Genomic DNA, 11876 nt, shown 5'->3' with positions numbered 1-11876 from the left:
CCGTCGGCGCTGACGCACCGACCTGACAGCCGGAAGGCCGGTCGCGCATCCGCGACCGGCCTTCCGCTACTCGTCGTTCAGAACCGCTGCGCCGCGAATTGCGCCGCGGTGAGGGTCATTCCGTTGACGCTGTAGAGGGTGTGCAGGGCATTGGGCTGGCCGAGCGGGGAACCGTCGCAGATGTTGTCGGCATCGATGCACAGGTCGATGGTCTTGCCCGCGTAGGGCGCGCCGATCACCACGGCGGGCGCGCCGGCATCGGCCAGGAACCGATCCGACGGTTTCCCGAACAGCGCGACCGCGGCGACGTGCTCGGCCACCTCGGGCGCCAGCGGCGCGGGCAGATGCGACTGGTACTCCAGCGGCACCCCCTCGGGCACCCCGGTGCCGGTGGCGAACCCGGCGACCGCCGCGCCCTGGGAGTACCCGCCCAGCACGATCCGCGTGCTCGGGCAGTTGGCGGCGATGTACTCGACCCGCCGCTGGGCGTCGTTGATGCCGCGCACCACGGTGCGGGCGAAGGCGAGCCGGTCGGCGAAGTCACTGCTCGCGGGATAGTCGACTCCGTAGGCGCCGACCGAGCGGCCACCGGAGTTCAGGCGGACCGCTTCGACAAACGACGCGCCGGTGAAACCGAGCTCACCACCGGGCTCGGCCGTGCCGCGCGCGAACACCACCTCGATGTCGGAACACGACGCCGCTGTCGCGGAGTGGATGGGCGATACCAGCGGAATCGCGGCTGCCATGAGTGCTGCAGACACGAATCGCGAAAGAGAACGTGCTGTCATTCCGGGCAGACTACCCACCTCGCCGCGTCGGCAACACCCCAGGTCACCGGCGCGGCGCCCGCGAAAGCGCTGGTGTCGGCACCGGCATCGTGCTGACCGGGCCGGGTTCGGCGCCGGAACGAGCGCTGCCCGTCTCGCGCACGGCGGGACGGGCAGCGGCGCGACGGGTCAGGCGCCCGCGTCGGCCTTGGCCAGTTCGGGCTTCGGGGTGGCGCCCGATTCGCCGTGGCCGACGAAGAGGGCCGAGGCGATCACGCCGATGATCAGGATGGCGGCGGGCAGCAGCATGGACTGGGCCAGTGAGGTGCTGAACTCGTCGAGGATCTGTGGCGGGAGCGGGCCGGTGGCCGCGCCCTCGCCGACCGGAGCGCCGCCGCCGAGGCCGTTGGCGGTCAGGCGGGCCGCGATCAACGCGCTGATCGCGGCGCTACCGAGCACCGAGCCGACCTGGCGGGTGGTGTTGTAGACACCGGCGCCCGCACCGGCCTGGGTGACCGGCAGGTTGTGCGTGGCCGTGGAGGCCAGCGGCGCCCAGATGCAGGCGTTGGCCAGACCGGCGACGGCCGCGGCGAGCAGGAACCAGATGATCTGCGAATCCGGCTTCATCAGCGCGGCGAAGGCGAACGTCGACCCGGCGAACAGGGTGAAGCCGATGGTCGGCACCAGCCGCGGCGGCAGCCGGTCGGAGAACTTGCCGACGAACGGCGCCGCGAAGCCGGTGACGATCGCCATCGGCGCGAACACCAGCGCCGAGACCGTCGGCGACATCTCGCGCACCGCCTGCAGGTAGAAGTACGAGGGCACCATCATCGACGTGACCGCGGCGCCCATCGCGGCGATGGCCAGGTTCGACAGCGAGAAGTTGCGGTCGCGGAACAGGCTCATCGGCACCAGCGGTTCGCCGCGGTTGCGGGCCTGGTTGATCACGAACGCGATCAGCATGAGCACGCCGAACCCGATCAGCAGCCAGATCCGCAGCGACCAGTCCTGCGTGTTGCCCTCCTGGATACCGAAGACCAGCGCCGTCATGCCGATACCGCTGAGCACCACGCCGACGAGGTCGAACCGGTGGTCGCTGGTCGGCAGCGCGGGCACCAGCCACACGGCCAGGCCGAAGGCGATGATGCCGACCGGGACGTTGACGAAGAAGATCCACTCCCAGCCCAGGTTGTCGACGAGCACGCCGCCCAGGATCGGGCCGACCAGCGTCGCGAGCCCGGCGACGCCGCCCCACAGGCCCATCGCGGCGCCGCGCTTGTCCGGCGGGAAGGTGCGGGTGATGACGGCCATGGTCTGCGGGGTCATCAGCGCGGCGCCGATGCCCTGCGCGGCGCGCGCGGCGATCAGCATGCCGATGGACCCGGACAGACCGCACCACAGCGACGCGGCGGTGAAGATCGCCAGGCCGATCAGGTAGATGTTCTTGGGGCCGAACTTGTCACCGAGCCGGCCGGTGACCAGCAGCGGCACCGCGTAGGTGAGCAGGTAGGCGCTGGTCACCCAGATGACGTTGGAGATGTCGGTGCTCAGGTCCTTCATGATCGCCGGGTTGGCGACCGCGACGATCGTCATGTCCAGCAGGATCATGAAGAACCCGACCACCAGCGCGAACAGCGCCAGCCACGGATTACGTTGGGTGGTCATCGAATTCGTTCCTATCGGAAGATGAGCTCGGGATATCAGTCGCGGGCGGCGCCGGCCGCCCACCTGGGTCGCGGCGCGGCATCGGGGTGGTCCCCCGGCGGCCATTCGTGGGTGGTGTCACCGCTGTCGGTGACGCGTTCGCCGGTGTCGGGATCGAAGATCTCCCACTCGATCTCACCGGCGTCGAGGTCGGCGGCGAACCGCTCGATCCAGGTCAGTTCCGCCTGGATCGTCGCCTGGATGTACTCGAGGACGAACCAGTACCGGCGCGGGATCCGGTGCGCTCTCGCCCACGCGATCATGGCGTCGACATCGGTCACCGCCTCGCCCAGCCGCCCGGCCCGCTCGCGGAGCAGGGCGACGACCTGCTCGGCGGGCAGGGTGTGCGCCTCGGCGAGGGCGACCCGGAAGATCGGATACTCCTGGACTGGGGCGCGGAGCAGTTCGGTGATGCGGCCGCGCAGCGCGTCGCGACCGGTGTCGGTGATCCGGTAGGTGGTCCGTTCGGGTCGATTGCCTTCGCGTTCGGTGCCTTCGGCGCGGACCAGCTCGTCGGCCGCCAGCCGGGCCACCGCGTGATACAGCGATCCCGGCCGCACCTTGACCAGCAGGTCTTCCCGGCGGGCCATCAGCACCTGATACATCTCGTACGGATGCATGGGCCGCTCGTCCAGCGACGCGAGAACCGCGATGGCCAACGGCGTCATCGCGTTGCGACCCGGCTGTCCCACAACGCTCACCTCCACTCCCGCGCGGTCGGCGCAGGTCCATGTTCCACACCAAATATTCCAGTAGGAATATACGGAGCGGAACAGTGACTGGCAAGCGAACTTTTCGGTACTTCGGTGTCCGATCGGGGCGATCGTGTTCGTAGTAGGGGTGAAGGAGCTTCATACCGACTGATCAGGAGCAGATGATGACCAAGGTTGTCGCACTCATGTCCATGTCCCTCGACGGCTTCGTCGCCGACCCGGACGACGGCGTCGCCGAGGTGTTCGACTGGTACTTCTCCTCGGGAGACGTCGAAGTCCCCACCGGTGGCGCCGATCCGATGACGTTCCGGGTCTCCGCGCCGAGCGCCGGGCACCTGCGGGCGCTCACCGCCGAACTCGGCGCCATGCTCACCGGACGGCGCACGTTCGAGGTCGCCCACGGCTGGGGCGGACGGCACGGGTGGGGACCCGCCTTCGTGCTCACCCATCGGGTCCCGGACGGGTGGCTGCGGCCGGATTCGACTGTCCACTTCGTCACCGACGGGCTCGAGAGCGCGGTGCGGCAGGCCGTCGCGGCCGCGGCGGGCAAGTCAGTCGGCGTCCACGGCGCCGACACCATCCAGCAGTGCCTGAACGCGGGGCTGATCGACGAGATCCACGTCGACATCGCGGCGGTGCTGCTCGGGTCGGGGGTGCGGCTGTTCGATCGGCTCGCCGGTGCGCCGGTGTGGCTCGGCGACCCGGCGGTGACCGCGGGCGTCGGGGTCACCCATCTGCGCTACCCGGTGCGCAAGGCTTGATCCCGAGTCCGGTGGGCAACTCTCGAACCGAAGGAGATGATGCGTGATGCAGTACCTGCTGTCCGTGATCCACGACCGGCCCACCCTGGCCACGCCCGCGGAGGAGGCCGCGATCGACGTGTTCAACGACAAGCTGATCGCCGAGGGCTACTGGGTCTTCGCCGGTGGCCTCGGCGAGCCCGGCACCGCCACGGTCGTGGACAACCGGGGTGACGAGCCGATCGTCACCGACGGGCCGTTCGTGGAGTCCAAGGAATTCCTGATCGGCTTCTGGGTCGTCGAGGCCGCCGATCTCGATGTGGCGCTCGCGCTCGCCACCGAGGGATCGAAGGCCTGCCATCGCAAGGTCGAGGTGCGGCCGTTTCTGTGAACGGCGTCGACGCGGCGATCACCCGGGCCCACCACGCGGAGTGGGCCCGGGTGGTCGCGGCGCTGGCCGCCCGGTTCGGCGATCTCGACATCGCCGAGGAGGCGGCGGCCGAGGCGTTCGCGATCGCCGTCGAGCGCTGGCCCGTCGACGGGGTGCCGCCCAACCCCGGCGGCTGGCTGACCACGACCGCCCAGCGCAAGGCCATCGACCGGATCCGCAGGGAGCACAAGCGCGACGACAAACACAGGGAGGCCCGGATGCTCGACGACCACGACGCCGAACCGCCCGGCGTCATCGCGGACGAGCGGCTGCGGCTGATCTTCACCTGCTGCCATCCGGCGCTGGCGATGGAAGCCCGGGTCGCGCTGACGCTGCGGATGGTCGGCGGGCTGACCGTGCCCGAGATCGCGCGGGCCTTCCTGGTGCAGGAGAGCGCCATGGGCAGGCGGATCACCCGCGCGAAGACCAAGATCAAGACGGCGGGCATTCCGTACCGGGTGCCGTCGGCGGCGGACCTGCCCGCCCGGGTCTCGGGGGTGCTCGCGGTGCTGTTCCTCGTGTTCAACGAGGGCTATCTGTCGACCGGGCCCGGCGCCGACCCCGTCCGGAGCGACCTGACCGCCGAGGCGATCCGGCTCACCCGGCTGATCCGTGAGCTGCTGCCCGGCGACGGCGAGGTGGCCGGACTCCTGGCGCTGATGCTGCTCACCGAGGCACGCCGCGGCGCCCGGCTGTCCTCGAGCGGCGAACTGGTCGCGCTCGACGACCAGGATCGGGGAGCGTGGGACCGGGCGCTGATCGCCGAGGGCCACCGGCTCGTCCGCGAGCGCCTCGCCACCCGGGTGCCGCCCGGCCGCTACCAGATCCTCGCGGCGATCAACGCCGTCCACACCTCGGCCCGCGATATCCGCGACACCGACTGGTCCCAGATCGTCGCTCTCTACGACCAACTCGTCCGCCTGGACCCCTCCCCCATCGTCGCCCTCAACCGCGCCATCGCGGTCGCCGAACCCGACGGCCCCGAGGTAGCCCTGGCCACCGTCGACCGCCTCACCGACACCCTGCACGGCTACCACGTCTTCCACGCCACCCGCGCCGACCTGCTCCGCAGACTCGGCCACAGCCGCGCATCCCGCGCCGCCTACGACACCGCCATCGACCTGGCCACCAACCCCGCCGAGATCACCCACCTGACCCGCCGCCGCGACCAGCTGGGCACGTGACGATCAGATATCGTTGTCTCTCAATAGATTTCGGCGAACGATTGCCGACCCGCTAGAGGCCGTGGGCGTCCAGCCAGGTGCGGGCGGCGGTGGCTGGGTCGGTGCCGGTGTCGACCTGGTGGATCAGGTCGGTGAGGCCCTCGGTGGTGAGTTCGCCTGCTACGTAGTTGAGTTTCTTCAGTTGGGTGCGGTCGAAGTGGCCGGAGCGGTAGAGGGCCAGGATGTTCTGGGCGCGGACGGCGTATTTCGGGTCGTCGAGGACGACCAGGTCGGCTGCGGTGCCGGCGGGTGGTCCGTTGACGATGCCCACCTGGATCTCGCCCTCCCGCAAAGCTTTCCGTAGCGCCGCCGGGTCCGGGTAGTGGGTGGTCGTGGCGAAGGCGCAGCCGGCGATCGTGACGGGAGACGGGGTGGTTGGTGCGAAACCGGGCAGCTCGGTGTAGCCGGCGGTGAGGTCGGCGCAGCGCGGGGTCAGGGCGGCCAGCGTGCGGATGCCGTCGCGGGCGGCGAACTCCTCGGTGACCAGGAAGCGGGAGCGCAGGTCGGTGCCGTCGGCGGCGTCGGAGGCCGACAGGCCCTGCGGGAGCGAGGCGTTGACGGCGGCCACCACGTCCTCGGGGGTGCGGGCGGGCGCGACCGGGTTCCAGCGGTCGAGCAGGGCGCCGTCGCGGGCGGGCAGGACCGCGATGCGGCCCGCGTCGAGGTCGGCCCGCGGGTTGTCCGAGCCGCGCACGACGGCGGTCGGGGTGCCGGTGCGGGCCAGCGCCTGGGCATAGATCTCCGCGAGCACAATCGCCTCGGCCGAGGAATCCGCGCCCACCGCGACCACCTCGCGCGGCTCGTCGCCGGCGCACGAAACAGTGGTGAAAGCCCAGGTGGCGACCAGTAGCGCAGCCAGCTTCCGGCGCACCCCGCGCGACACCATCCGGCGACACCAACTTCCTGTATTTGCGGTCAACCCACGCAATTCGGCGCGACGCGGGCAGTATGAACTACCAGAATGTACCTGCGGCCCCCGGGTCGCATGCACAGCGCACTGCCCGCCTTTGCCGGAAGGACACCAGTGAAAACCGCGTTCGCCTCCTCTTCGCACGGACAACGTCGACCGGCACGCCGCTTCGCGGTCCGGGCGGGCCGGGTGCTGGCAGCCGCGGTCGCGCTGGCCGCCGCCATGATCGTGTCCGCCTGCGGCAACTCCGACCCACTGGCCGCCAAGGGCGATTGCGCCAGCGACGCGCTGATCATCGGATCGGCCAATTTCCCCGAGTCCGAGACCGTGGCCAATATCTACACCGAGGTGCTGCGGATCAACGGGTTCAAGGTCGACACGAAGTTCAACATCGGCAGCCGCGAGGCCTACATTCCCGCCTTACGCCAGTGCGCGATCTCGCTGATCCCGGAATACACCGGCAACCTGCTGCAATATCTCGACAAGGACGCGACCGCCACCTCCGAGGCCGACGTGAACGCGGCGCTGACCACGGCGCTCGGTTCCGAGCTGGCCATCGCCACGCCCGCCCCCGGCCAGGATTCCGACGCCGTGGTCGTCACCCGCGCGACCGCCGACCGGTGGAACCTGCGCAGCATCGCCGACCTCGCGCCGCATTCGGCCGAGGTGAAGTTCGGCGCGCCCGCGGAATTCGCGCAGCGCCCCGGCGGACTGCCCGGACTGAAGAAGAACTACGGACTCGACATCAGCGACGCGAATTTCGTACCGATCGCCGACGGCGGCGGTCCGGCGACGGTGCGCGCGCTGGTCGACGGCCAGGTCACCGCGGCCGATATCTTCACCACCTCACCCGCGATCGCGCAGAACAACCTGGTCGTGCTGGCCGATCCGAAGAGCAATTTCGCCGCCCAGAACGTGGTGCCGCTGTTCAACTCCGCGAAGAAGACCGACAAGGCGGTGGCCGTCCTCGACGCGGTGTCGGCCAAACTCACCACCACCGAACTGATCTCGCTCAATACCGCGGTCTCGGGCGACGCCAAGATCGAACCGAAGGCCGCCGCGCTCGCCTGGATCACCGCGCAGGGACTCGACTCCCCGATCGGCTAGGCAAGCGCCCACTAGGAGAATCCGTGTCCGATATCGAATTCCGCGGCATCGCCAAGACCTATCCGGACGGGACGCGGGCGGTGCGCGACCTGAGTCTGCGGATCGACTCGGGCTCGTTCACCGTCTTCGTCGGTCCGTCCGGCTGCGGCAAGACGACCTCGATGCGGATGATCAACCGGATGGTGACGCCGAGCGCGGGCAGCATCCACATCGACGGCCGCGATATCGCGACGGTCGATCCGGTGAAACTGCGCCTCGGCATCGGGTACGTCATCCAGAGCGGCGGGCTGCTGCCCAACCGCAAGGTGATCGACAATGTGGCGACCGTGCCGATGCTGCTCGGCGCCTCCCGCAAGTCCGCGCGGTCCGCGGCGCTGGCGGTCCTGGACCGGGTCGGGCTGGATCGCGCGCTGGCCGACCGGTATCCGGCGCAGCTCTCCGGCGGTCAGCAGCAGCGCGTCGGGGTGGCGCGGGCGCTGGCGGCCGACCCGCCGGTGCTGCTGATGGACGAACCGTTCAGTGCCGTCGACCCGGTGGTGCGGGCGGAGTTGCAGGTCGAGATGCAGCGGCTGCAGGCCGAACTGCACAAGACGATCGTGTTCGTCACCCACGACATCGACGAGGCGATCACCCTCGGCGACAAGATCGCGGTCTTCGGGCGCGGCGGGGTGCTGCAGCAGTTCGACGCACCCGAGCGGGTCCTCGCCCAGCCCGCCACCGACTTCGTCGCCGGGTTCGTCGGCCGGGACCGCGGCTATCGCGCGCTGTCGTTCCGCACCGCCGACGCCGTGGCGCTGGCGCCGATCCGGACCGTCGAGGCCGACGGGGTCGCCGGGCTCCGGCTGGCGCGGGGCGAGTGGGCGCTGGTGGTCGACGCCGACGGCAAGCCCGGCGGCTGGGTGGACGTGACCGGGGTGGAAGCCGTCCGCGCCGGAAAACCGCTGTCCGCCGGCGTGTCCGCGGGTGGCTCCCTGTACCCGCCGGACGGTGACCTGCGCCAGGCGCTGGACGCGGCGATCTCCTCGCCGTCGGGCATCGGGGTGGCCGTCGACGACGCCGGCGCCGTGCGCGGCGGGCTGCTGGCCACCGACGTGCTCACCCAGCTCGCCGAGCAGCGTGGCCGCGAGGACGCCGAACGGAATCGGGAGTTCTTCGACCAGGACGCGCCGTGCGATACCTGATCGACAATTTCGCCGAGGTCATGGCGATCACCCGCACCCACCTGGTGCTCGCGCTGGTGCCGCTGCTACTCGGGCTGGTCATCGCGGTCCCGGTCGGCGCGGTGATCCGGGGCGCCGGGTGGGCCAGGCGGATCACCACGACGGTGTCGAGCCTGGCCTACACGATTCCCTCGCTGGCCCTGTTCGTGATCATTCCGCCGCTGGTCGGGATCTCGGCCATCGACCCGCTCAATGTGATCATCGCGCTCACCGTGTATTCCACGGCGCTGCTGCTGATCGCGGTGCCGACCGCGCTGGACACCGTGCCCGCCACGGTGATCGACGCCGCCGACGCGATCGGGTTCGGCCGGTTGCGCCGCACCCTCACCGTCGACCTGCCGCTGGCGCTGCCGGTGTTCGTCGCCACGCTGCGGGTCGTGGTGGTCACCAATATCGCGATGGTGTCGGTGGGCGCGCTGATCGGGGTCGGCGGACTCGGCAAGCTGTTCACCCAGGGCTATCAGCGCGACTATCCGGATCAGATCGTGGCGGGCATCATCGTCACCCTCGTGCTCGCGCTGATCTTCGACCGGCTGGTGTTCCTGCTCGGCCGCCTCGCCACCCCGTGGACCCGCGCCGACGCGCGCGGGCAGCGGACACCGCGAGAGGACCCGGCATGAATCTGTTCGTCGACGCCTGGCAGTACCTGAGCGACGGCGCGAACTGGGGCGGCCCGGCCGGGATCGACACCCGGCTGCTGCAACACCTCTGGTACAGCGTCCTGGCGGTCGCGCTGTCGGCGGTGATCGCGGTGCCGCTCGGGTTGGTCATCGGGCACACCCGGCGGGGCAGCGCGCTGCTGGTCGGCTTCGCCAACGCCATGCGCGCGCTGCCGACGCTGGGTCTGCTCACCTTCCTGGTGCTGCTGCTCGGGCTCGGCTTGATCCCGCCGCTGCTTGCCCTGATCACCGTCGGGGTCCCGCCGCTGCTGGCGGGCGCCTACGCGGGCATCGCGAACGTGCCCGCCGATGTCGTCGACGCCTCGCGCGCGATGGGGATGACCGAGCCGCAGATCCTGTTCCGGGCCGAACTGCCCAATGCCCTGCCGGTGATCCTCGGCGGATTGCGGGCCGCGACGCTGCAGGTGGTCGCCACCGCGACCATCGCCGCCTACGTCAACCTCGGCGGGCTCGGCCGCTACATCTTCGACGGGATCGGTCTCTATCGCTACGACCTGGTCCTGGTGGGCGCGCTCCTGGTGGCGGCGCTCGCCCTGGTGCTGGACGCGCTGCTGGCGGCGGCGGTCTGGGTGAGCGCGCCGGGCACCGGACGGCTGGCGCGCGGGACGATCGTCGACACCGACGCGTCGCTGGTCACGGAGTAGTCCAGGCCGGTCCGGGTCGTCGACCGTCGCCGGTGGCGAGGGTCAGTCGTCGCCGAGCAACGCGCGCAGGTGCGGATCGGCCGCCAGCACCTGCTGCATCCGGGCGCGCTCCTGGGCCCGATGGGCTCGCGACTGCAGCCACTCCTGCACGGCCGTCACCACGGCCGCGTTCATCGACAGGCCATCGGCCTCGGCGGCGGTGACGAGCTGAGCGTGCACCTCGTCGGGCAGCTGCACGGTGAGGGAGGTCATCACCCGATGATCCCAGACAACGCGAGAGCGCCCCGTTCCGGGGAACGGGGCGCTCTCGGTCGATCAGGGAACTACGCGACGCCCTCGGCGCGCGCGGCCTCGGCCACGGCCTCGGCGACCGCGGGCGCGACGCGCGGGTCCAGCGGGCTGGGGATGATCCGGTCGACGGCCAGCTCACCGGCGACGACACCGAAGATGGCGTCGGCGGCGGCGACCTTCATGCCCTCGGTGATCCGGCGGGCGCCGGCGTCCAGCGCACCCTTGAACACGCCGGGGAAGGCGAGCACGTTGTTGATCTGGTTCGGGAAGTCGCTGCGGCCCGTCGCCACGATCGCGGCGTACTTGGCGGCCACCTCGGGGTGGATCTCCGGGTCCGGGTTCGACATGGCGAACACGATCGACTCCGGCGCCATCGAGGCGATGAGCTCCTCGGGGATGGTGCCCGCGGACAGGCCGAGGAACACGTCGGCGCCGGCCAGGGCCTCGGCGGCACCACCGGTCAGGCCGCGCGGGTTGCTGCGGGCGGCCAGGTCGGCCTTCACGCCGTTGAGGCCGTCCCGACCGGTGCTGACGATGCCCTTGGAGTCGAGCACGACCACATCGGGCACGCCGGCGGCGAGCAGGATGTTGGCGCAGGCCACACCGGCCGCACCGGCACCGGACACCACGACCTTCAGCGCCGACATGTCGCGGCCCTGCTGCGCGGCAGCGCCCTTGAGGGCGGCCAGCACCACGATGGCGGTGCCGTGCTGGTCGTCGTGCATGACGGGGCAGTCCAGGGCCTCGATGACCCGCTGCTCGATCTCGAAGCAGCGCGGCGCCGAGATGTCCTCGAGGTTGACCGCGCCGAAGCTCGGGCGCAGGCGGATCAGGGTCTCGACGATCTCGTCCGGATCGGTGGTGTCGAGCACCAGCGGGATCGAGTTCAGGCCGGCGAACTTCTTGAACAGCGCGGCCTTGCCCTCCATCACGGGCAGCGAGGCGCGCGGGCCGATGTCACCCAGGCCGAGCACGGCGGTGCCGTCGCTGACCACGACCACGAGGCGGTCGGTCCAGGTGTAGGTCTTGGTGAGCGCCGCGTCCTCGGCGATCGCCCGGCTGACCTGGGCCACACCGGGGGTGTAGGCGATCGACAGATCACGCTGGGTCTCGAGCGGGGCGCTGAGCTCGACCGACAGCTTGCCGCCGAGGTGACCCGCGAAGATCTCGTCTTGGGTGATGGCAGCCAGGCTCGCTGCGTCATCGGCCTGGGGCGCCGCGGTGGCATTCGGTGCGTCAGTCACAGGTGACACGATTTCACTCCTGCTCGAGTCGGACTCAACCGGGGGACGGTTACCGCCGGGTATATCGGGATTACGGAATTGCATGACGCTCATAGGGTGCGCAGCCAGGGCGAATACCGGAGAAAACCGGTCGCGTGGCGCGACACTGATCCGCCGAGCGGAGCCGGACGGGTGGTCCGGTCGGACATACGGGTCGGCCCTCG

Annotated in this window: 13 protein-coding genes; 7 read left to right on the top strand and 6 right to left on the bottom strand. The window is 70.5% G+C overall.

All coding sequences use genetic code 11. The features are described from left to right. Window positions 1-77: 77 nt before the first annotated feature. The 3 genes from AB0H54_RS06545 to AB0H54_RS06535 form a co-directional block, all read right to left on the bottom strand. Window positions 78-746 (bottom strand): cutinase family protein, encoded by a 669-nt coding sequence (locus tag AB0H54_RS06545; protein WP_355276302.1) that lies wholly within the window; start codon window positions 744-746, stop codon window positions 78-80. 210 nt (window positions 747-956) lie between these two features. Further along, the gene (locus tag AB0H54_RS06540; RefSeq protein ID WP_357343235.1) at window positions 957-2432 is read right to left on the bottom strand and encodes a DHA2 family efflux MFS transporter permease subunit; all 1476 of its coding nucleotides are present in this window, start codon (window positions 2430-2432) and stop codon (window positions 957-959) included. 35 nt (window positions 2433-2467) lie between these two features. Beyond that, a complete protein-coding gene (locus AB0H54_RS06535) occupies window positions 2468-3172 on the bottom strand; it encodes a PadR family transcriptional regulator (RefSeq protein ID WP_357343233.1) in 705 nt (234 codons plus the stop codon). A 176-nt stretch (window positions 3173-3348) separates the two neighbouring features. Here AB0H54_RS06535 and AB0H54_RS06530 point away from each other — a divergent pair, with 176 nt between their 5' ends. The 3 genes from AB0H54_RS06530 to AB0H54_RS06520 are packed head-to-tail and all read left to right on the top strand — an operon-like array spanning window position 3349 to window position 5538. Beyond that, complete coding sequence (locus tag AB0H54_RS06530) at window positions 3349-3945, top strand: dihydrofolate reductase family protein (RefSeq protein WP_357343231.1); 597 nt, start codon at window positions 3349-3351, stop codon at window positions 3943-3945. A 46-nt stretch (window positions 3946-3991) separates the two neighbouring features. Further along, window positions 3992-4315: a YciI family protein gene (locus AB0H54_RS06525; protein ID WP_357344229.1), complete on the top strand. Its 324-nt coding sequence runs from the start codon at window positions 3992-3994 to the stop codon at window positions 4313-4315. Then, complete coding sequence (locus tag AB0H54_RS06520; protein WP_357343229.1) at window positions 4312-5538, top strand: DUF6596 domain-containing protein; 1227 nt, start codon at window positions 4312-4314, stop codon at window positions 5536-5538. The genes AB0H54_RS06525 and AB0H54_RS06520 overlap by 4 nt, the downstream gene beginning before the upstream one ends. A 52-nt stretch (window positions 5539-5590) precedes the next feature. On the opposite strand, the gene AB0H54_RS06515 is transcribed toward AB0H54_RS06520, so the two are convergent. Beyond that, a complete protein-coding gene (locus AB0H54_RS06515) occupies window positions 5591-6463 on the bottom strand; it encodes a glycine betaine ABC transporter substrate-binding protein (RefSeq protein ID WP_357343227.1) in 873 nt (290 codons plus the stop codon). 246 nt (window positions 6464-6709) lie between these two features. On the opposite strand from AB0H54_RS06515, the gene AB0H54_RS06510 reads away from it, so the two are divergent. Genes AB0H54_RS06510 through AB0H54_RS06495 form a run of 4 tightly spaced genes read left to right on the top strand, consistent with a single transcriptional unit; the run spans window position 6710 to window position 10138 of the window. Then, window positions 6710-7594, top strand: coding sequence for an ABC transporter substrate-binding protein (locus AB0H54_RS06510; protein ID WP_357344227.1), 885 nt, complete (start codon window positions 6710-6712; stop codon window positions 7592-7594). Between the two features lie 23 nt (window positions 7595-7617). Further along, on the top strand, window positions 7618-8775 hold the full coding sequence (locus AB0H54_RS06505; protein WP_357343225.1) for an ABC transporter ATP-binding protein: 1158 nt from the start codon (window positions 7618-7620) through the stop codon (window positions 8773-8775). Next, on the top strand, window positions 8763-9434 hold the full coding sequence (locus AB0H54_RS06500) for an ABC transporter permease (RefSeq protein WP_357343224.1): 672 nt from the start codon (window positions 8763-8765) through the stop codon (window positions 9432-9434). The genes AB0H54_RS06505 and AB0H54_RS06500 overlap by 13 nt, the downstream gene beginning before the upstream one ends. Then, window positions 9431-10138, top strand: coding sequence for an ABC transporter permease (locus AB0H54_RS06495; protein ID WP_357343222.1), 708 nt, complete (start codon window positions 9431-9433; stop codon window positions 10136-10138). The genes AB0H54_RS06500 and AB0H54_RS06495 overlap by 4 nt, the downstream gene beginning before the upstream one ends. Window positions 10139-10180: 42 nt before the next feature. Here AB0H54_RS06495 and AB0H54_RS06490 read toward each other — a convergent pair whose 3' ends face one another. Next, window positions 10181-10390, bottom strand: coding sequence for an Arc family DNA-binding protein (locus AB0H54_RS06490; protein ID WP_355276321.1), 210 nt, complete (start codon window positions 10388-10390; stop codon window positions 10181-10183). Between the two features lie 71 nt (window positions 10391-10461). Beyond that, window positions 10462-11619: an NADP-dependent malic enzyme gene (locus AB0H54_RS06485; RefSeq protein WP_355276562.1), complete on the bottom strand. Its 1158-nt coding sequence runs from the start codon at window positions 11617-11619 to the stop codon at window positions 10462-10464. Window positions 11620-11876: the final 257 nt, after the last annotated feature.

It is taken from the genome of Nocardia sp. NPDC050718 (genome assembly GCF_040654235.1).
GTDB lineage: Bacteria > Actinomycetota > Actinomycetes > Mycobacteriales > Mycobacteriaceae > Nocardia.
Note: the sequence above shows the minus strand (reverse complement) of the source record. Positions and strands in the feature narration are given on the sequence as shown.